Source organism: Streptomyces sp. NPDC047886, from assembly GCF_043204435.1.
Classification (GTDB): domain Bacteria; phylum Actinomycetota; class Actinomycetes; order Streptomycetales; family Streptomycetaceae; genus Streptomyces.
The window spans coordinates 228,311-247,141 of the sequence record NZ_JBIDCF010000001.1 but is presented as its reverse complement, the minus strand read 5'-3'; the positions used below and the strand labels follow the sequence as shown (position 1 = coordinate 247,141).

The 18,831-nt window shown below is 73.5% G+C and carries 18 protein-coding genes; 6 read left to right on the top strand and 12 right to left on the bottom strand.

Annotated features, from left to right (window positions below):
- Positions 1–85 precede the first annotated feature (85 nt).
- From ACGF5U_RS01115 to ACGF5U_RS01090, 6 genes are all read right to left on the bottom strand, one after another.
- A complete protein-coding gene (locus ACGF5U_RS01115) occupies positions 86–1,243 on the bottom strand; it encodes a methyltransferase domain-containing protein (protein ID WP_392714070.1) in 1,158 nt (385 codons plus the stop codon).
- Positions 1,240–2,187: an ATP-grasp ribosomal peptide maturase gene (gene tgmB, locus ACGF5U_RS01110; RefSeq protein WP_392714071.1), complete on the bottom strand. Its 948-nt coding sequence runs from the start codon at positions 2,185–2,187 to the stop codon at positions 1,240–1,242. Before tgmB ends, ACGF5U_RS01115 begins: the two co-directional genes overlap by 4 nt.
- A 1-nt stretch (position 2,188) precedes the next feature.
- Positions 2,189–2,422, bottom strand: coding sequence for a hypothetical protein (locus ACGF5U_RS01105; protein WP_392714073.1), 234 nt, complete (start codon positions 2,420–2,422; stop codon positions 2,189–2,191).
- 472 nt (positions 2,423–2,894) lie between these two features.
- The gene (locus tag ACGF5U_RS01100) at positions 2,895–4,130 is read right to left on the bottom strand and encodes a helix-turn-helix domain-containing protein (protein WP_392714075.1); all 1,236 of its coding nucleotides are present in this window, start codon (positions 4,128–4,130) and stop codon (positions 2,895–2,897) included.
- Between the two features lie 124 nt (positions 4,131–4,254).
- Complete coding sequence (locus ACGF5U_RS01095; RefSeq protein ID WP_392714076.1) at positions 4,255–5,241, bottom strand: acyl-CoA dehydrogenase family protein; 987 nt, start codon at positions 5,239–5,241, stop codon at positions 4,255–4,257.
- Positions 5,241–6,383: an acyl-CoA dehydrogenase family protein gene (locus tag ACGF5U_RS01090; RefSeq protein WP_392714078.1), complete on the bottom strand. Its 1,143-nt coding sequence runs from the start codon at positions 6,381–6,383 to the stop codon at positions 5,241–5,243. The genes ACGF5U_RS01095 and ACGF5U_RS01090 overlap by 1 nt, the downstream gene beginning before the upstream one ends.
- A gap of 46 nt (positions 6,384–6,429) precedes the next feature.
- On the opposite strand from ACGF5U_RS01090, the gene ACGF5U_RS01085 reads away from it, so the two are divergent.
- Genes ACGF5U_RS01085 through ACGF5U_RS01075 form a run of 3 tightly spaced genes read left to right on the top strand, consistent with a single transcriptional unit; the run spans position 6,430 to position 9,049 of the window.
- Positions 6,430–7,224 carry an SDR family oxidoreductase gene (locus tag ACGF5U_RS01085; RefSeq protein WP_392714080.1) on the top strand — a complete coding sequence of 265 codons (795 nt, stop codon included), beginning with the start codon at positions 6,430–6,432 and terminating at the stop codon, positions 7,222–7,224.
- Positions 7,225–7,240: 16 nt separating this feature from the next.
- Positions 7,241–7,873, top strand: coding sequence for a TetR/AcrR family transcriptional regulator (locus ACGF5U_RS01080; RefSeq protein WP_392714082.1), 633 nt, complete (start codon positions 7,241–7,243; stop codon positions 7,871–7,873).
- Positions 7,874–7,891: 18 nt separating this feature from the next.
- On the top strand, positions 7,892–9,049 hold the full coding sequence (locus ACGF5U_RS01075; protein WP_392714084.1) for an acetyl-CoA C-acetyltransferase: 1,158 nt from the start codon (positions 7,892–7,894) through the stop codon (positions 9,047–9,049).
- A gap of 67 nt (positions 9,050–9,116) precedes the next feature.
- On the opposite strand, the gene ACGF5U_RS01070 is transcribed toward ACGF5U_RS01075, so the two are convergent.
- The 4 genes from ACGF5U_RS01070 to ACGF5U_RS01055 are packed head-to-tail and all read right to left on the bottom strand — an operon-like array spanning position 9,117 to position 12,932.
- Positions 9,117–10,457: a nitronate monooxygenase gene (locus tag ACGF5U_RS01070; RefSeq protein WP_392714086.1), complete on the bottom strand. Its 1,341-nt coding sequence runs from the start codon at positions 10,455–10,457 to the stop codon at positions 9,117–9,119.
- Positions 10,454–11,173 carry a CoA-transferase subunit beta gene (locus ACGF5U_RS01065; protein ID WP_392714088.1) on the bottom strand — a complete coding sequence of 240 codons (720 nt, stop codon included), beginning with the start codon at positions 11,171–11,173 and terminating at the stop codon, positions 10,454–10,456. The genes ACGF5U_RS01070 and ACGF5U_RS01065 overlap by 4 nt, the downstream gene beginning before the upstream one ends.
- Positions 11,170–12,111, bottom strand: coding sequence for a CoA transferase subunit A (locus ACGF5U_RS01060; RefSeq protein WP_392714089.1), 942 nt, complete (start codon positions 12,109–12,111; stop codon positions 11,170–11,172). The genes ACGF5U_RS01065 and ACGF5U_RS01060 overlap by 4 nt, the downstream gene beginning before the upstream one ends.
- Entirely contained in the window at positions 12,108–12,932 is an 825-nt protein-coding gene (locus tag ACGF5U_RS01055) for an enoyl-CoA hydratase family protein (protein WP_392714091.1), read from the bottom strand. Before ACGF5U_RS01055 ends, ACGF5U_RS01060 begins: the two co-directional genes overlap by 4 nt.
- A 61-nt stretch (positions 12,933–12,993) precedes the next feature.
- Here ACGF5U_RS01055 and ACGF5U_RS01050 point away from each other — a divergent pair, with 61 nt between their 5' ends.
- Both ACGF5U_RS01050 and ACGF5U_RS01045 read left to right on the top strand, forming a co-directional pair.
- Positions 12,994–13,761 carry an SDR family oxidoreductase gene (locus ACGF5U_RS01050; RefSeq protein WP_392714093.1) on the top strand — a complete coding sequence of 256 codons (768 nt, stop codon included), beginning with the start codon at positions 12,994–12,996 and terminating at the stop codon, positions 13,759–13,761.
- Position 13,762: 1 nt separating this feature from the next.
- Positions 13,763–14,683: an SDR family oxidoreductase gene (locus ACGF5U_RS01045; protein ID WP_392714095.1), complete on the top strand. Its 921-nt coding sequence runs from the start codon at positions 13,763–13,765 to the stop codon at positions 14,681–14,683.
- 35 nt (positions 14,684–14,718) lie between these two features.
- Here ACGF5U_RS01045 and ACGF5U_RS01040 read toward each other — a convergent pair whose 3' ends face one another.
- Together ACGF5U_RS01040 and ACGF5U_RS01035 are read right to left on the bottom strand one after the other, a co-directional pair.
- Positions 14,719–16,584: an ankyrin repeat domain-containing protein gene (locus ACGF5U_RS01040; protein ID WP_392714096.1), complete on the bottom strand. Its 1,866-nt coding sequence runs from the start codon at positions 16,582–16,584 to the stop codon at positions 14,719–14,721.
- 81 nt (positions 16,585–16,665) lie between these two features.
- Entirely contained in the window at positions 16,666–17,712 is a 1,047-nt protein-coding gene (locus ACGF5U_RS01035) for a hypothetical protein (RefSeq protein ID WP_392714097.1), read from the bottom strand.
- Positions 17,713–17,958: 246 nt separating this feature from the next.
- On the opposite strand from ACGF5U_RS01035, the gene ACGF5U_RS01030 reads away from it, so the two are divergent.
- Entirely contained in the window at positions 17,959–18,732 is a 774-nt protein-coding gene (locus ACGF5U_RS01030) for a S1 family peptidase (protein ID WP_392714098.1), read from the top strand.
- The last annotated feature ends 99 nt before the right edge of the window (positions 18,733–18,831 follow it).

Genomic DNA, 18,831 nt, shown 5'->3' with positions numbered 1-18,831 from the left:
GACGGGGCAGGGTGAGGCACTCCCCACCGCTCCGGGGGTAGCTGTACCGCGTGATCGGGCGGGCCGGGGGCGGGAGCCGAGCGCGTCAGATCGGGAAGCTCCAGGAGTCATCCGGGGACAGGAGACAGCTGCCCTCGGACGAGAGTTCCGCGCGCATCGAGTGCAGAGAGAACCGGTTGTTCTCCTCCCACTTGCGGCGGACGCGCTCCAGTGCATCCCAGAGCCGGCGGGGGCCGCCCTGGTGGACCAGAGGCGCCGTTCCATCCTCGGCGCGTGCCCATGACCCGTCGGCGGCGAGCAGCCACACCACACGCCGACCGTCGTCCGGGTACGTTGCCGCGCGAGTCTCGACCCCGGGCGTATCCAGCTCGTACAGCCACCGAAGCGGCCACTCCTGCCACAGGTCGGGAATCGGGCCGTCCGGAGACCGCACGTCCTCGCCCTCTCGCACGCGGGCGGACACGAACACGTCGTTCAGCTTCGCCGGATAGTCCGCACCCTGCCGGGTCTCCATGAACGTTGCCGGATCGGGCTGGACGCTGCCTCGCGCCATGCCGTCCGCGCCCATGTCCGCCGTGATCAGTAGGGCGGTGTGAGCGATGGTCGTGACGAGACGACCGCCGGGACGGAGCGTGCGGAGCCATGACGCGGGGACGGGTCGCACGGAAACGGTCGCCATGATGCGGTCGTATTCCGGCTCCGGGAGTTCCCCGGTCGCGTCGACGGCTTCCACGCGCGGTGAGCGTCCGAACTCGGCGAGACGGGTCCGGGCAGCCTCGACCAGGTACGGGTCCACGTCCACGCTGGTCACGTTCTCGTCCCCGAAGCGGCGAGCGAACAGACCGGCGGAGTAACCGGACCCCGTGCCCACGTCCAACACCTTGTGGCCGGGCTTGACGTCGAGGCGGTGAGCCATGGACACGATGAGCCCCGGCAGGGTGGACGACGACGTGGGGTCGCCCGTGCCGTGCTCGCCGGGAGAGGCGTGGTCGGCGTGTGTGGGACCGACGCGGGTCACGAGCGTTTCGTCTGAGTACGCGGCGTGGAGCCGCTCGGGGGAGTCCTCGGTGAGGTCCACCAACTCCCATTCCTGCGTGGGACTGTCGGGAATGCGCTGCCACCAGCGCGGTACGAGCCGGTGACGGGGGGTGTTGCTTACGGCGTCATGCCATGCGGGGGCGTCTGCGGTCACCTTGTCGGCAAGCGCGTGGGCGGCTTCGGTCCATGGGGGCGCTTTGGTCATCTGGTCTCTCCCTGTAGGGCGTCGGCCATGGCTTCAACGAGCGGAACACCAGCCCTGACAGCGAGCCAGTGCCATTGACCGTTGGGGTTCACCTCGAAGAACACCCAACGACCGTCCGGTGTGACGGCGAAGTCCAGCGCGCCGAAGAACAGGCCGAGTTCGTCCATGAGCCGGCGGACCCCCTGTTCAACCTCCGGGGGCATGTCCACGGCCTCGTATGTGTGGGACTGGTAGTCCGTCCGCCAGTCCAGCTGTGCGGCTTCGCTGCCCGCGTGGATGGCAACGGGGAACATGCGGTTGCCGATCACCGTCAAGCGCACCTCGTACGCCTTGTCCACGCGTTCTTGGAACAGATGTGCAGTGCCGCTCACTCCGTCGTCCACCTGGTCTGCGGAGACGAGCGCCACGGGGAGGAACTGACGCTTCCCACCAGGACCCAGTACGCCACCGCCGAGCCCCTTGTAGACAACCGTGTCGTCCCCCATGAACCTACGGGCATGCTCGGGGTCCGACGTGATCACCGAGCGGGGCACGTTCAGCCCGCACCGCGCGGCAACGGCAAGCTGTCTCGGCTTGTAGTTCGCTGCCGCGTCGTCGGCGGGGTGGTTGACCCACCGGACGGGCAATGAGCCGAGCACGCCGAGCAGCCCTGAGCGTGCTTCCGAGACCGCGAGCGCGCGAGCGTGTCCGGGCCAGTCGACGGGGATCCGGAACTCGTTGGGGCGACGCCACCACACCGACTTGACGGACTCCAGGCGGACCGTACGGGAGCCGGTGAGGGACCCCGCCCAGCCGTCCCCGGTGAGGGAGACGGCCAGACGGGAAGCGGTCGGGAAGTCGGCAGTGTCATACCTGACGACGTGCTCACCGCGTTTCACCAGCTCCTCAACCACCGCATCGGCCGTGAGATCGTCCCGGCCGGTCAGGATGAGGATGGGTCGCATGTCAGTACAGGTCGGTCCCGCTGTCGGAGCCCGGCGCGCTGCCGTCGCCGTTGCTGGTCTCCGTCTGCGTCTCGGGCAGCTCGGCCGCGAGGGCGTGCCACGGGTTGCCCTCGGCGGAGACGTTGAGCTGAAGCGACTCGCTGTACGTGATGACAGGCGCCTCGCCGTTCGTCGGAGCCGGCGAGACCAGATGCCGTACCCCGAAGGGGATGGACGTAGTGGTCGCGGTGCGCATGCTGTGTTCCTCCTGTTGTCGCGTCTTGCCCTGCCGTTACAGGTCCGGTCCGCTGCGAACGTCCCGCATGCAGCCGACCGGAGGTAGCGCCCGCCCCCTGCCCCAGAGCGAGTCAGTGCGGGCGGCGGACTCGTCGGCGACGTACTCAGCACGGTCATGGGGCTGCCTGCCCACTCGATGCGCTCCCTCACAGCAACTCCCGACGGCATCGGGCGCTCGCGCCGGCGCTTGCGGCGCGCAGCGCTGTTCGAAAGAGACCGGTTGAGTCCGCTGGGGCCATAAGCCCGAGCACGCGTCGTTCAGGTCGCGTCGTCGCCGCCGGTCGGCGGGGCTACGGTTCATGACCTGGTCTCCCATGCTCCGAAGGCGGGACGAGTCATGACCGTATGGCTGTGACGGGCAGTCAGACCAGCTCAAAAGCACGGTAGTTCACGGAGTGCGATCGGCCGGCTACCACGCTCCGTGGTAGTTCTCAGAAAACCCCCAGGTAGGAAGCCATGTCGCGCATCTCTTGGGTAAGCGTGCGCTTACGTGACCTGAGTGCGTCGGACATGATGTATCGCGCTAGCGGCTGGTGACGGAGCCACGCCCCGTTGCTCTCGCGGAGGCCCACCAGCTCGGCCATCGCGTCCTGGTGCGACCCCAGCGCGACATGGGCTTTGGCCACGTCAAGCCGGTGGCGTCCCCAGTTCGGTGCGGTGGGCTTGCCGAGAGCCTTCAACGCCTTGTTCCCGAGTACGCCTTCATCCGCCCGCCGCAGTACTCCGCGAGCGTCGCCGTCCAGCGCCAGGTCTTCCACGGCCTTCATCTCCGCTGTGACGGGACCGAACCCGCCCCAGTGGTGGGGGAAGCTGTTGCGCTCGGTAGCGAGGGCGCTTGCCGCTGTCGCAGCCATCCGGCGGGCGTACGCGGCATCGTCGGGCCGGTTGTTCCGCACGGTGGAGGACGCCACGCGCAACCACAGTTCACCCCAGATCGCTAGTTCGTCGGGCTTCGCCGACGACATGCGGGGTTCCATGACTTCGGCTGTCCGCAGCGCGAGCGCTTCGCTTTCGTCGAACCTGTCTTGCCGTAGCAGCAGCCAGCACATCCCCACGATGCCTGTGCCCGCGGCCGACTGCTGCCCGGATTCCCGAGCTGTCCGGATGGACTCCGCGAGGGCGTAATAGGCCAAGTCGTACTGGCGTACCTGGGTGAGGTACTTGCCGGCCAGCAGCAGTGAGTGGGTTCGAGCCTTGTCCGCCTCGTGTCTGTCCTCGTCGCCCTCGACCGCCGTCACGGTGGCTTCCGTGTCCCTGAGCAGCGCGGGAAGTTGCCGCGCGACAGAGTCGTACCGGTCAGCCCAGTAGAGCGCGTGCACGTCTTCGATGCGCCTGTGCAGGTCGGCAAGGTCGCTCGGCTCCGCCGCGAGCACCACGGGAGCTTCCAGCCCGACCGGCGGCATCAGGGCCTTGCGGAGTTCCACGAGGTTCCGGCGGGATGCCTCGTCACCGACCACGGGGGCCGGGGAATCCGCTACGAACAGCTCGGCCGTGGTCACGCCCAACCCGCGAGCCACCTGGTGGAGGGTGTCTGTACGTACGTCGCCGCCCTGCTCGATCTTCCGAACGGTCTGGATGGACAGACAGGTGTTCTGCGCCAGTTCTTCCTGGCTCCATCCCCTGCGGCGCCGGTGCTTCCGTACGTTGTGCGCAAGCGCTGTCGTCATCGTCGCCCCTCCCCTCTGTGCAACGGTACGCCCGAGGGGGACGCTCGTACTGATACCCGCACCGCTCTTGACGCAACGCGCAATCGGGGGCCCGGGTACGACGAGAGCGGGGGCGGACCCGGTGTCACAGGGAGTCGAGCAGCACCTGCTCCCGGCACCACGCGGGCGCGCCCCACGCCTCGCGCAGCGGTCGCGCCTTGCGGAGCCACAGCGCGAGGGCCGGCTCGTCGGTGTAGCCGATCGCGCCGTGCAGCTGGAGCGCGGTGCGGGCCGCCGCGTACGCCGCGTCGCCGGCCGCGGCCTTGGCGGCGGCGACGTCCGCCGTACGGGACGTCAGCGCCGCCCCGTACAGCAGCGGCCCGGCGAACTCCAGGCCCAGCAGCGTGTCCGCCAGCCGGTGCTTGACCGCCTGGAACGAGCCGATCGCCGCCCCGAACTGGCTGCGCCGCCGCACGTACGCCACCGTCCGGTCCAGCAGCGCCCGCCCGACGCCCAGCGACTGCGCCGCCGTCGCCAGCGCCGCCCGGCGCGCCGCGTCCCCGGCCGCCCGCGCCACCGGCTCCCCGGCGGCCAGCAGTTCCCCGCCGTCCGCCGGCCGGGCGAGCCGCCGCACCGGGTCGGCGGAGACCCGCACCGGGCCGTGCCCGGGGGCCGACCACAGCTCGTCGCCGTGGACGACGACCAGGAGAGCGGCGGCATCGGCGTCCAGCGCGTACCCGCCCGACTCCGGCATGGCGAGCGTCGCCGTCACCTCGCCCGCCGCGATGCCGGGGAGCAGCCGTTGCGCGGGGGCCTCGTCGCCGAGTGCGGCGAGACGGGTCAGCAGTTCCGCCACCGCGAGGGTCTCCACCACGGGGCCGGGGACCGCGTGCCGTCCGGCAGCCACGCACGCGAGGGCGATCTCGACCGGGAGCGGGCCGAGCCCCCCGTACCGTTCGGGTACCGCGAGCGCGAAGAGGCCCGCGCGGGCCAGCCGCGACCAGACGGCCCGGCCGGGCGCCGGGTCCCCCGCCGCCCACGCCCGTGCCGCCGCCGGGGCGTCCGCCGCCGTCAGCATCGCGTCCAGCGTCCGGCTGAGGTCCCGCTGCTCGGTTGTCGGGTGGAAGCGCATCAGCGGCGGCCCTTCGGCAGGCCGAGCAGCCGCTCGGCGACGATGTCGCGCTGGATCTCGTTCGTACCGGCGTAGATCGGCCCGGCGAGCGCGAACGTGTACCCCTCCGCCCACGGGCCGTCCGCCATCTCCCCCTCCGCGCCCTGCAGTTCCAGCGCCGTCTCGTGCACCTTGATGTCGTGCTCGGACCAGAACAGCTTGTTGAGGCTGGCGCCGCCCGGCGAGAGCGGCGCCCCGGACGCCGCGCCCGACGCGGCCGCCAGCGCGTACAGCCGGTACGCCCGGGCGCCGATCACCGCGTCCGCCACCCGGTCGCGCAGCGCCGGGTCCTCGCCCCGTTCGCGCCACAGCCGTACGAGCCGGTCGGCGGCCGCCAGGAAGCGCCCGGGGGAGCGCAGCGTCAGCCCGCGCTCCGCGCCGGTCGCCGACATCGCGATGCGCCAGCCCTGCCCCGGCTCGCCGATCACGTCCTCGTCCGGGACGAACACCTCGTCGAGGAACAGTTCGGCGAAGGCGGGCCTGCCGTCCAGGCGTCCGACGGGCCGTACCGTCACACCGGGCTCCCGCAGCCCGAACATCAGATACGTCAGCCCCTCGTGCGGCCGGGCCGCCGCCGGGTCCGTACGGAAGATCCCGAAGGCGCGGTCGGCGAACGCGGCCCGTGACGACCAGGTCTTGTGCCCGTTCAGCAGCCAGCCGCCTTCGGTGCGCACCGCGCGCGACCGCAGCGACGCCAGGTCCGAGCCGGCCTCCGGTTCCGACCATGCCTGCGCCCAGATCGTCGTACCGCTCGCCATCGAGGGCAGGACGCGGTCCCGCTGCTCCGGCGTGCCGTGGTCGAAGAGCGTCGGCGCGAGGAGGCTGATGCCGTTCTGCGAGACCCGGCCGGGCGCGCCGGCCGCCCAGTACTCCTCCTCGAAGACCAGCCACCGGAAGGTGTCGGCACCCCGGCCCCCGTACCGCTCGGGCCAGGACACCGCCGACCAGCGGCCGGCGTGCAGTTCGGCCTCCCACGCCCGGTGCGCGGCGAAGCCGTCCTCCGTCTCCAGCGACGGCAGCGGCCGCGCCGGCACGTGCGCGGCCAGCCAGGCGCGGGCCTCGGCCCGGAAGGCGTTCTCCTCGGTCGTGTGCGCAAGGTCCATACCGCCCACCTTCCCTAACAAGCGTTTGGCAGGTTAACGTACGGCCATGAGCAGCGTCGAGCCTCCGTACGTCCCCGGACACGGCCTGCTGGCCGGACGCACCGCCGTCGTCACCGCCGCCGCCGGCACCGGCATCGGCGGCGCCACCGCCCGCCGGCTCCTGGAGGAGGGCGCCCAGGTGCTGGTCAGCGACGCCCACACCCGGCGCCTGAACGAGACCGAGCGGAACCTCGCGGCCGAGTTCGGAGCGGCCTCCGTCACCGCCCACCCCTGCGACGTCACCGACGACACCCAGGTCCACGACCTGTTCGCGGCGGCGGTACGGCTCCACGGCGGCCTCGACATCGTCGTCAACAACGCCGGCCTCGGCGGCACCGCCGCACTCGCCGACATGACCGACGACCAGTGGGACCGGGTCGTCGACGTCACCCTGAACGGCACCTTCCGCTGCCTGCGGGCGGCACTGCGGCACTTCAGGGACACCCGGCCGAGCGGCGGCGGCGTCGTCGTCAACAACGCGTCCGTCACCGGCTGGCGCGCCCAGGCCGGGCAGGCGCACTACGCGGCCGCCAAGGCGGGCGTCATGGCCCTCACCCGCTGCGCCGCGATCGAGGCCGCCGCCTACGGGGTACGCGTCAACGCGGTCGCGCCGAGCCTCGCCATGCACCCGCACCTCGCCAAGGTCACCTCCACCCGGCTGCTGGAGGAGCTGACCGGACGGGAGGCGTTCGGGCGGTACGCCGCGCCCTGGGAGGTCGCCAACGTCATCGTCTTCCTCGCCAGCGGCTACGCCTCGTACATGACAGGCGAGACCGTCTCGGTCAGCAGCCAGCACCCGTAGGACGACAATGGACCACGTGCCGAACAAGCCCAGGACCCCGCAGAAGAAGCCCCGCCCGATCGACGCCGCGCAGCAGGAGCGGCGTGCCGAGATCCTCTCCACCGCCGCCGAGGTCTTCGCGGCACAGGGGTACAACGCCACCACCGTCCGCCGGATCGCGGACGCCGCCGGCATGCTCGCCGGCAGCCTCTACTACCACTTCGACTCCAAGGAGTCGATGGTCGACGAGATCCTCTCGTCCTTCCTGGACGAGCTGTGGACCGGCTACGACACCGTCCTCGCCGCCGGTCTTGGCCCCAGGGAGACCATCGAGGCGCTCGTCACCGAGTCCTTCCGGGAGATCGACCGGCACCACGCCGCCGTCGCCATCTACCAGAAGGAGTCCCGGCACCTGGCCGCCCTGCCCCGCTTCCGGTACCTCACCGACTCCCAGGAGAGGTTCGAGAAGGCCTGGCTCGGCACCCTGGAGAGAGGCGTCGCCGAACGGGTGTTCCGCGCCGACCTCGACGTCCGCCTCACCTACCGGTTCGTCCGCGACACGGTGTGGGTGGCCGCCTCCTGGTACCGCCCCGGGGGCCTGCACAGCCCGGAGGAGATCGCCCGCCAGTACCTGTCGATGGTCCTGGACGGCATCGCCGTACGCACGTAGCCGATCGAGGAGTTCGACATGGCCGAGGCCTACATCGTGGAAGCGGTACGCACGCCGGTCGGCCGGCGCGGAGGCGGACTCGGCGCCGTCCACCCGGCCGACCTGGGCGCCCATGTCCTCAGGGCGCTGGTCGAACGGACCGGCATCGACCCGGCCGCCGTCGACGACGTCGTCTTCGGCTGCCTGGACACGGTCGGCCCGCAGGCCGGTGACATCGCCCGTACGGCCTGGCTCGCGGCCGGCCTCCCGGAACAGGTGCCGGGCGTCACCGTCGACCGGCAGTGCGGCTCGTCGCAGCAGGCCGTCCACTTCGCGGCGCAGGCCGTCCTGTCCGGCACGCAGGACCTCGTCGTGGCGGGCGGCGTCCAGAACATGACGATGATCCCCATCGCGTACGCGTCCCGGCAGGCGGGCGCCCCGCTCGGCCTGACCGACGGCCCCTTCGCCGGCTCCGACGGCTGGCGCGCCCGCTACGGCGACGCGCCCGTCAACCAGTTCCACGGCGCCGAACTGATCGCCCGGGACTGGGGCATCACCCGCCGCGACCAGGAGGAATACGCCCTCACATCCCACCAGCGGGCGATCAGGGCGACCGACGAGGGCCGCTTCGCCCGCGAGATCGTCCCGTACGGGGACGTGACCGCCGACGAGGGGCCGCGCCGCGACACCGACCTCGGCAGGATGGCAGCCCTGCGCCCCGTCCTCGACGGCGGCACGATCACCGCCGCCTGCTCGTCCCAGGTCTCGGACGGCGCCGCCGCGATGCTGCTGGCGAGCGAGCGCGCCGTGACCGCGCACGGGCTGACCCCCCGGGCGCGCGTCCACCATCTGTCGGCTCGCGGCGAGGACCCGATCCGGATGCTGTCGGCACCCATACCGGCCACCGCGCACGCGCTGAGGAAGACCGGGACGACCATCGACGACATCGACCTGGTCGAGATCAACGAGGCGTTCGCCCCCGTCGTCCTCGCCTGGCTGAAGGAGACCGGCGCCGACCCCGCCCGGGTGAACGTCAACGGCGGTGCCATCGCGCTCGGCCACCCGCTGGGCGCGACCGGCGTCCGGCTGATGACCACCCTGCTCCATGAACTGGAGCGCACCGGAGGACGGTTCGGCCTCCAGACCATGTGCGAAGGCGGCGGCCAGGCCAACGTGACCATCATCGAACGGCTGTGACCGAACCGGCCTCCGAGGGCCCCGCCCCGTCCCCTGCCGTGTCACCGTTCCGTGTCACCGTTCCGTGTCACCGGACCCCGGGCCGGGGCAGGGAGTCCAGCGTCCGCCACGCCTCGGACATCACGCGCCGCACCAGCTCCTCGCAGCTCGGCAGGTCCTCGATCACGCCCGCCACCTGCCCGGACGCCATGACGCCGAGGTCCGTACGGCCCTCCACCATGGCCGCCCGAAGCAGCATCGGCGTGTTCGCGGCCAGCAGCACCTGGCTCCACGTCAGGTCCTTGCCCCGCTTCAGCGCCAGCCCGTCCCGCACCATCCGCCGCCATGACAGCCCCGACAACCGCCGGAAACCGGCCGCTCGCCGCACCGCCCGCGCCGTCGCCGCCGCCCGCCCGGCCGGACCCGCGCCCTCCAGCGCCGCCACGAAATCCGTACGCAGCACGCGGTGCGGCAGCCCGTCCACGGCCCTGGTCACCGTCACGTCCCTGACGCCCGCCGCCAGGTAGGCGGCCTTCACCGCGTCCGGCACCGTCGAGTCGGAGGTGAGCAGGAACCGCGTCCCCATCGCGACGCCCGCCGCCCCGTACGCGAGCGCGGCGACGAGCCCGCGCCCGTCGTGGAACCCGCCGGCCGCGACCACCGGGACGGACACCGCGTCCACCACCTGCGGCAGCAGCACGCTCGTCGCCACCTCACCGGTGTGCCCGCCGCCCTCACCGCCCTGCACGATCACCGCGTCGGCACCCCACGCCACCACCTTCTCCGCGTGGCGCCGCGCACCGACCGACGGCACGACCACGACTCCCGCATCCTTCAGCTCGGCGATCAGCTCCCGGGACGGCGCCAGCGCGAACGACGCCACCCGCACGCCCTCCTCCACGAGGATCCGCACCCGCTCCCGCGCGTCGGAGGCGTCGGCCCGCAGGTTGACGCCGAACGGCGCGTCCGTCCGGGACCTCACCTCCCGTACCGCCTCCCGCAGCCGGCCGGGCGTCATCGTCGCGGAGGCGAGCACGCCCAGTGCCCCGGCGCGGGCGGTCGCCGACACGAGGCGCGGTCCGGACACCCAGCCCATGCCGGTCTGCACGATCGGGTACCGCACCCCGGTCAGCCGCGTGAACGCGGTCTCCAAGGACGGCTCCGCCCGCCCGGTGTCCGGCTGCCGGGGGCCGTCCCGCCCGGGGCCGTCCCGCCCGGGGGTCGGCTGCCGGGGGCCCGGCTGGCCGGGGCCGTCCCATCCGGTGTCCGGCTGCCCGGAGCGGGGACGCCCGGGAGGCCCGTCCCATCCGGAGCCCGCCCGCCCGGGGCCCGCCCGCCCGGGGTTCGGCTGCCCGGAGCCGTCCCATTCGGAGCCCGCCCGCCCGGGGCCCGGTTCCGCACCCGCGCCGGAGGGCGCCGTGTCCCTCATCGGACCCCGACCTCCCGGTCCCGGCGGCCCTCCGGGTCGATGACCTCCCGGATCAGCCGGAGCTCCTCGGCGGTCGGCTCGCGGGTGTACGGGACGTCGTCGCCGGTCACCAGCGGGAACCCGGTCGCGGCCGCGACCTCGTCCAGGGTGACACCCGGGTGCAGCGAGGCCGGCCGCATCACGTGGTCCGGCGTCGCGAAGTCGAACACCCCGAGGTCGCTGACGACCCGGACGATCCGGTGGAACCGCGCACCGGCCGGAACCCGGTCGTACCCGACCCCGCACACCATGTCGACGCGTTCGACGAACACCCGCCGCGAGTGCCGGGGCACCCAGTAACTCGTGGGATTGTTCAGCGTGTTGACCGGCGCGCCGCGTACCCCGATGAGCTGCCGGACGGGCCGTTCCCAGTCCCCGACACAGGAGATGTTCTGGTTCCCGAACCGGTCGATCTGGCTCGCGCCCATCATCACGTGCCTCCGTCCGCCGGTGACGAGCGCCAGATGCGCGCGGTACGGCAGCCAGCCCTCCACCGTGCCGTCGAGGCCGACGAGCGTCGCCTCACCGTCGGTGAGCAGCAGGTCGGGGGAGAAGGTGTGCTTGGCCAGCCGTGCGCCGATCGACGGGATCAGCCCCATGGGGGCGGCCAGCACCTCTCCGGCGTCCCGCCATGCCTCGGCGCAGGCGACCACGCAGTACTCGGCCCGTGTGATCACCCCCGCGCACCCCCTTCCCTCTCCCTCTCCCTCTCCCTCTCCCGGTCCAGGTCCGGGCCCCGCCCCCGCCCCCGCCCCCGCTCCCTCTTCTCCTTCTCCCGCTCGTCGTGAAAGGCCCGGACGGCCGCCTGATAGTCCGCCTCACCGACCAGGAACCGTCCGGCGAACTCGTCCCACGGCGTGGCCGCGTACCACTTCTGGAACTCCTCGTCCCGGCCGTGGTCGGGGGCGCAGGAGGTGAAGTGCGCGCCGCCCGGTGCCTCGACGACCCCGGCCACGGTGTGCCGGGAGAGCAGCAGCGACTGCGGCGGGGCGTCCCCCGTCAGCTCCGCCGTCTCCACGATCCGCTCGCACGACACGTACGCGGCATCGGCGGCCTGGCAGAACAGGTCGTCGAAGTACGGGTCGGGGCCGAGGTAGCGGGCGTTGCCGAGGCGGTCGGCGAGGTTCAGGTGGACGAGGGCCGCGTCCATGCGCAGGGCGGGCGCGGCGACGAACTCCTCGCCGTCCTCGTACGGTGAACGGACCGTGCGCAGCTCCGGGTTGACGCGCATGACGTCCGAGCCGAGCCCCGCCCGCACCGGCAGGAACGGGAGCCGGTTCGCGGCGGCGTGCAGGCCCCACATGAACATCGCCTCGTCCAGCTCGGTCAGTGCGAGGGCGCCGCGCTCGCGGGCCGCGCGGAAACGCGGCTCCAGCGGGATCGAGTCCAGTGTCACGAACGGTGCGACGAGCCGGCGGATCCGGCCGGCGGCGGCCAGCATGCCCACGTCGGGTCCGCCGTACGAGACCACCGTGAGGTCGGTGATCGCCGACCGGATCAGCGCCCGGACCAGGGCCATCGGCTTCCGGCGCGACCCCCAGCCGCCGATGCCGACGGTCATGCCGCTGCGCAGCCGGGACACGACGTCGTCCAGGGACATGACCTTGTCCGTCATCCCGCGCCCCCTTCCTCTCCCCGGCCGTGTCCCTGGTCCTGTCCCCGGCCCCGGCCCTGTCCCGCACCGGAGGTGGCCCGCTCGCCCGTCCCGAAGGCGTCCCGCACCCGGCCGGCGACCCCGCCGAGGTTCGCCTCGAAGGTGAACCCCTGCTCGAAGCGGTAACTGCGGTGTACGTCCACGGGGTCGATGCCGTTGATGGCCGCCTTGGCGAGCCGCAGCAGCGTCCCGTCCTTGCGGGCGATCTCGCGGGCCAGCCCGGCCGCCGCGTCCGCCAGCTCGTCGCGGCCCACCACCCGCCAGACGGAGCCGTGGGCGTGGAGTTCGGCGGCGGTGACCGTACGGGAGGTGTAGTACAGGGCGCGCATCAGATGCTGGGGGACCAGCCGGGCCAGATGCGTGGCCGCGCCGAGCGCGCCACGGTCCAGTTCGGGCAGCCCGAACACGGCGTCGTCGGACGCGACGATCGCGTCGGCGTTGCCGACGAGTCCGATGCCGCCGCCCAGGCAGAACCCCCGCACGGCCGCGACGACGGGGACCTCGCACGCGTACACCGCCGAGAACGCCTCCGCGCAGCCGTGGTTGGCGCCGAGCAGCGCCCCGTGCCCGGCGTCACGCTGGAGCTCCTTGATGTCGACGCCCGCGTTGAAGCCCCGGCCCGCCGCCGTGAGGACGACGCAGCGCACGGCCGGGTCGCGCCCGGCGGCGCGGACCGCGTCGGCGAGCGCGTACCAGCCGCTCACGGGCAGCGCGTTGACGGGCGGGAAGTCGACGGTGACGACGGCGACGCCTTCAGGCCCGGCGGTGGTGCGGACTCCCATGAGCGGCTACCTTTCCACCAAACGTTTGTTAGGCACCCATTCGGAAGGAAGGTAGCAGCCGATGGAGCTCGACGGGAGGGTCGCCGTCGTCACCGGCGGCACACGCGGCGTCGGAGCCGGCATCGCCCGCGCGCTGCTCACCGCCGGCGCGCACGTCGTGATCTGCGCCCGCAGACCACCGGACGCCCCGGTCCAGGCGGCGGGCCGCACCGCCGAGTTCACCCCCCTCGACCTGCGCGACCACGCCGCCGTCGACACCTTCTTCGCCGCCACGGCGCACGCCCGCGGCCGCCTCGACATCCTCGTGAACAACGCGGGCGGCACACCGCACCGCCCGCTCGCCGACGGGAACGCCGCCCGCCACGCGCGCGTCCTGGAGCTGAACCTGCTCGCCCCGCTCGCCGCCTCCCTCGCCGCCCACCCGTTCCTGCGGGCCCGGGGCGGCGGCAGCGTCGTGATGATCGGCAGCGTCAGCGGCACCCGGCCGTCACCGGGCACGGCCGCGTACGGGGCGGCCAAGGCCGGCCTGGAGAACCTGGCCCGCTCGATGGCCGTCGAATGGGCGCCCGATGTACGGGTCAACACCCTCGTACCCGGCCTGGTCGCCACCGAGTCGGCCGCCGCGCACTACGGAGACGCCGACGGTGTCGCGGCCGTCGCCCGCACCGTCCCCCTGGGCCGGCTCGCCACCCCCTCCGACATCGGAGAAGCGGCCGTCTTCCTCACCTCGGACCGCGCCGCCCACATCACCGGGGCGCAGCTGCTGGTGCACGGCGGCGGCGAACGGCCCGCCTACCTGAACGCTTCGACGGCCGCCAAGGAGTCCTGACATGACCGGCATCTGCACGGACCGCGTGGTCGCCGTCACCGGCGCCGGGCGGGGCCTGGGCCGCGCCCACGCGCTGGCGTTCGCCGCCGAGGGAGCCCGCGTGGTCGTCAACGACCTCGGCGTCGCCCTGGACGGCACACCGTCCACCGCGGACAGCCACGCCCACCGGGTCGTCGACGAGATCCGCGCCGCCGGCGGCCGGGCGGTAGCCCACACCGGGGACATCGCCACCGCCGAGGGCGCCGCGTCCCTCGTCGCCACCGCCCTCGACACCTACGGGCGCCTCGACACCCTCGTCAACAACGCGGGCTTCCTGCGCGACCGGATGCTCGTCAACCTCGGCGACGACGACTGGGACGCCGTCCTGCGCGTCCACCTCACCGGCCACTTCCTGCCCCTCAGGCACGCCGCCGCCCACTGGCGGGCCGAGGCCAAGGCGGGCCGCACCACCGAGGCCCGCGTCGTCAACACCAGCTCGGGCGCGGGTCTCCTCGGCAGCGTCGGACAGGCCAACTACGCGGCGGCCAAGGCCGGCGTCGTCGCCCTCACCCTCGTCGCCGCCGCCGAACTCGCGCCGTACGGCGTCAACGTCAACGCCCTCGCCCCGGCCGCCCGCACCCGTATGACCGAGCAGACCTTCGCCCCCGTCATGGCCGCCCCCGACGACCCCGGCGCGTTCGACGCCATGGCCCCCGAGAACGTCTCGCCGCTGGTCGTCTGGCTCGGCTCCCCCGCGAGCACCGGCGTGACGGGCCGCGTCTTCGAGGCGGAAGCGGGCCGGATCACCGTCATGGACGGCTGGCGCCCCGGCCCCACCGCCGACAAGGGCGCCCGCCTCACCCCCGCCGAGGCCGGCGCCACCACCCGCCGCCTCCTCACCCGCGCCGACCCCCCACTCCCGGTCTACGGAGCCCGGACATGAACGACCGGTCCCGCCGTCGGCCGGTCGCCGTCACGTCAGCGGCGGCGCGGGAACGTGTGCTCCAGACGGCGCCGCGTCCGGTCGTCGTGGACGACCTCAACCGCTGCCCGCGCGATGCGGTACGCCGCGCCTTCCGGGTCCTCGTGCATCAGGATCCGGCCCAGCGCCGCCACCGCGCGGTCGTCCTGACGGGTCGCCAGGCCCCGCGCCGCCTCGGCGGCCGCCACCGGGTCCTGGTCGGTCAGCCGCGCGGCCAGCGCCTCACGCACAGCGGGGGAGTCCTCCGGTGCCCCGGCCAGCGCCCGCGTGGCCCGCTCCCGCACCGCCGCCTCCCCGTCGCCGGTCAGCGTCACCAGCGCCCCGACGGCGTCCCCGGCCGCCCGGCCCTGTCCGCGTGCGCCGGGCGCGCCGCTGCCGCCCGCCCGTGCCAGGCGGCCCAGCGCGGCGGCGACGGCACACCGCACCGCCGGGTCCGGGTGCGCGGCGTGCCGCAGCACGTCGGGCGCCGCCGCCGGGTCGCCGTGCGCGCCGAGCCCGGCCAGCACGGGTACCAGCAGCTCGGCGGCCACCGCCTCCCGCGCCAGCTCCCGCAGCACGGGCAGCACCCGCGCAGAGAACGCCCCGCCCGCCCCGCCCGGCACCGCGCCACCACCACCGCCATCGCCACCGGCCCCGGCACCGCCATCGCCACCGGCCCCTGCACCGCCACCGGCCCTGGCGCCTGCACCGCCCCCGGCCCCGGCGCCTGCACCGACACCGGCACCGCCACCGGCACCGGCTACGGACGCGGCAGCACCGGCCTCCTCCGCCGGGCTCGGGCCAGGGCCCGAACCCGAACGCGCCTCCGGGCCCACGTCCAAGCCTGCCTCCACACCCACGTCCGAGCCCACCTCCAAGCCTGCCCCCGGGCCCACGTCCCAGCCCGCCTCCGAGCCCGTGTCCCGGGTGGCGAAGCCGGCCAGCACGTCAGCTCCCAGCGCCTGGCGCAGTACGTCGTCGGACGCGCACCACGACACCGCCGCGTCGAACGTCTCCTCGTCGCCGCGCCGGCGCAGCACCGCCACGGCCTCCGTCCAGTCGTCCTGTTCGGGGGCGCCGCAGCGCAGCGCCCTGGCAGCCAGCTCGTCGGGCGGGGTGCGCTCGCCGAGCGCGGCCTCCAGGAGCGTCGCGATCGCCGCGTGCGCGGTCTGCTGCTCCTGGCCCGCCCCCGTCCCGTCGTCCCGCACCACCTCCACCACGACGGTCACCCCGCCGTCCTCGGGGACGCGGCGCACCACGGTCTCGGCGCCGTCGCCGTACATCTCCTCCAACTGGTCCCGCAGCACCCGCTCCACGTCCGAGTCCAGCCACCGCCGGGCCTCCCGCAGCGCCTGCTCCCGGCCGGGCGCGCCGTACCCCAGGAGCGTCCGCACCAGTGACGCGGAACCGCGCCGCGCGGCCGCGACCAGCGGCAGGTCCCCCGCGCCGCCGTCACCGGTGTGCGGGGCCGGCATGCCCGGGTCGGCGCCGTGCTCCAGCAGCACCCGCACGATGTCCGTGAACCCGTGCCGTACCGCCCACGCCATCGCCGTGAACCCGAACTCCTCGCGCCTGTCCGGCCACGCCCCCGCCGCGAGCAGCGCCCGCACCACCCCGGTGTGCCCGCCGCACGCGGCGCCGCACAGCGGCAGGTCGCCCCCGGTCTCCCCGCTGCCCCGGTCGGGGTCCGCACCGGCGGCGAGCAGCAGCCGCGCGATGCCCGGGTGGTCGCACACGGCGGCCGCGTACAGGGCGGTCGTACCGTCCTCGCTGGTCGCCTCGGCCGGGGCCCCCGACCGCATCAGCCGTACGACGGCGTCCTCGTCACCGCCGTACACCGCTTCGAACAGATCGTCGTGAACCTCTGCGGGCACCATGGTCATGATCCGACCTTGGCCTGCCCGCCTCCCAAAGGCAAACAAGTAGCCGCAAACGGCATCGTTCTGGTCGTCAGCACCTGATGCCTATGTGTCGCACTCCAGCACCGTCCGGCACAGCCCGCAGCGCGCCCGCACCCTGCCCCGGACCGGGACCCGGATGCGCTGCTGACATGTGGGGCACGGGAACGACACCCGCAGGGCCGCCCCGCCGCCGCCCTCGAAGGCGTACCCGGGTCCCGCCGTCCCGGGACCCGCCGTTCCCGGTCCCGCCGTCCCGGATCCCGAAGTCCCCGGTCCCGACGCCCCGGCGCCTGCCGCGCCCGCCTCTCCGTGGTCGTGCGCGTGGCGGCGGTCCTTGGTGTACCGGTGGCGGCCCGCCCACCCCGCGGCCGACAGCGGTGGCCTGCGCCCGTCCCGCAGCGCCTGTTCCCGGCCGCGCTCGTACGCCGTGTAGGCCTGCGGGCTGGTGAACCACGGCGACGGGTCCTCGCCGAACACCAGTGCCCGCTTGTGGAGGACGTAGCCGAACTCCTCCGGTGTCAGATAGCCCAGCTTCTGGCTCGACACGCCGTCCTCCCGGTACGCGTCCAGCAGAAGCCAGCCCGCCCCGAGATACGTTGTCGCGGTGTCGGTCAGGATCTCGTTGTCCCGGGTTCCCGGAAACCCCAGGCCCAGCCGGTGCAGCAGCACATGGGTGATCTCATGGGCGAGCGCCGCCCCGATGTCCCTGCGATGTGTCCGGAACCGGTCGTTCAGCTCGATGAAGTACTCGGGCCCCGCCGTCAGTTCGACGCTCGCCGCGTGCTCCATCTCGCGGAAGCTCACGATCATCCGCGCCTCCGGCAGCCGTAGCTGCCGCACCAGGGCGTGGGCCACCCGCTGGGCGCCCAGATGCAGGTCGTCGGTGTCGGCGAAGGCGACGTCGGCGGGCGGGACGCTCGTGGCGTACGCGTACAGCCCCTCGTACGAGATCCGGCGGTACAGCGCCGTGATCGACGCCCGCACGGTGTCGAGGTGCGGATAGCCGTGCGCCACCTCGCCACCGCCTCCGCCGCCAAGGCGTCCGCCGCCAGGGCGTCCGGCACCGCCCCGTCCGCCGCCGCTGCCGTTCGCCACGTCGCGTACCCCCATGTACGAACCCGACCGGACCCTCCTTCAAATGTACGGCCGGCCCCGGTCCGCCGTCGGGTCCCGGGCCGCAGGGCCTCCGCTCAGCGGACGCGCGTGGCCGAAAAGCGGGGCTTGTGGCGCCTGTGACCGCCTCCGGATAATCACGGGCACGCCTTGATGAGGTCATGTCATTCCCCGTCTCCCCGGACGCGGGACGACCGGACCCGTCGTGCACGCACGGCACAACCCCCCACGAAAGGCAGAGAATTGAAGAACCTTCTGCGCACCTTCAAAAGACTCGTCGCGGCCGGCGCCGTCGTCATCGCCGCGGTCAGCCTCCAGCCCGCCACCGCGACGGCCGCACCCGCGCCCGTCGTCGGCGGGACCCGAGCGGCGCAGGGCGAGTTCCCGTGGATGGTCCGCCTCTCCATGGGCTGCGGCGGCTCCCTCATCAGCCCGCAGGTCGTCCTGACCGCCGCGCACTGCGTCAACGGCTCCGGCAACAACACCTCGATCACCGCCACCGCCGGCGTCGTCGACCTCCAGAGCAGCTCCGCCATCAAGGTCAGGTCCACCAAGGTCCTCCAGGCCCCCGGCTACAACGGCCAGGGCAAGGACTGGGCCCTGATCAAGCTCGCCCAGCCCATCAACCTGCCCACCCTGAACATCGCCACGACCACCGAGTACAACAGCGGCACGTTCACCGTCGCCGGATGGGGCGCCAACCGCGAAGGCGGCAGCCAGCAGCGGTACATGCTCAAGGCGCAGGTGCCGTTCGTCTCCGACGCCAGCTGCCGGCAGTCCTACGGCAACGACCTCATCCCGGCCGAGGAGATCTGCGCCGGCTACACCAGCGGCGGCGTCGACACCTGCCAGGGCGACTCGGGCGGCCCCATGTTCCGCCGCGACAACGCCGGAGCCTGGATCCAGGTCGGCATCGTGAGCTGGGGCTACGGCTGCGCACGGCCCAACTACCCGGGTGTCTACACCGAGGTGTCCACCTTCGCCTCCGCCATCAAGTCGGCCGCGGCCGGGCTGTAAGGCCCCGGCACCCAGGCGGGCCCCGGCACCCACACCGGTACCCGCACCCGCCCCCGCATGCACATCCTCGCCAGACGGGCGGGCCCGGCATCCGGCCGG

Coding starts and splice junctions, on each gene's coding strand:
- ACGF5U_RS01115 (WP_392714070.1), bottom strand. CDS start 1,243: ATGACCAAAGCGCCCCCATGGACCGAAGCCGCCCACGCGCTTGCCGAC.
- tgmB (WP_392714071.1), bottom strand. CDS start 2,187: ATGCGACCCATCCTCATCCTGACCGGCCGGGACGATCTCACGGCCGAT.
- ACGF5U_RS01105 (WP_392714073.1), bottom strand. CDS start 2,422: ATGCGCACCGCGACCACTACGTCCATCCCCTTCGGGGTACGGCATCTG.
- ACGF5U_RS01100 (WP_392714075.1), bottom strand. CDS start 4,130: ATGACGACAGCGCTTGCGCACAACGTACGGAAGCACCGGCGCCGCAGG.
- ACGF5U_RS01095 (WP_392714076.1), bottom strand. CDS start 5,241: ATGCGCTTCCACCCGACAACCGAGCAGCGGGACCTCAGCCGGACGCTG.
- ACGF5U_RS01090 (WP_392714078.1), bottom strand. CDS start 6,383: ATGGACCTTGCGCACACGACCGAGGAGAACGCCTTCCGGGCCGAGGCC.
- ACGF5U_RS01085 (WP_392714080.1), top strand. CDS start 6,430: ATGAGCAGCGTCGAGCCTCCGTACGTCCCCGGACACGGCCTGCTGGCC.
- ACGF5U_RS01075 (WP_392714084.1), top strand. CDS start 7,892: ATGGCCGAGGCCTACATCGTGGAAGCGGTACGCACGCCGGTCGGCCGG.
- ACGF5U_RS01070 (WP_392714086.1), bottom strand. CDS start 10,457: ATGAGGGACACGGCGCCCTCCGGCGCGGGTGCGGAACCGGGCCCCGGG.
- ACGF5U_RS01060 (WP_392714089.1), bottom strand. CDS start 12,111: ATGACGGACAAGGTCATGTCCCTGGACGACGTCGTGTCCCGGCTGCGC.
- ACGF5U_RS01055 (WP_392714091.1), bottom strand. CDS start 12,932: ATGGGAGTCCGCACCACCGCCGGGCCTGAAGGCGTCGCCGTCGTCACC.
- ACGF5U_RS01050 (WP_392714093.1), top strand. CDS start 12,994: ATGGAGCTCGACGGGAGGGTCGCCGTCGTCACCGGCGGCACACGCGGC.
- ACGF5U_RS01045 (WP_392714095.1), top strand. CDS start 13,763: ATGACCGGCATCTGCACGGACCGCGTGGTCGCCGTCACCGGCGCCGGG.
- ACGF5U_RS01040 (WP_392714096.1), bottom strand. CDS start 16,584: ATGACCATGGTGCCCGCAGAGGTTCACGACGATCTGTTCGAAGCGGTG.
- ACGF5U_RS01035 (WP_392714097.1), bottom strand. CDS start 17,712: ATGGGGGTACGCGACGTGGCGAACGGCAGCGGCGGCGGACGGGGCGGT.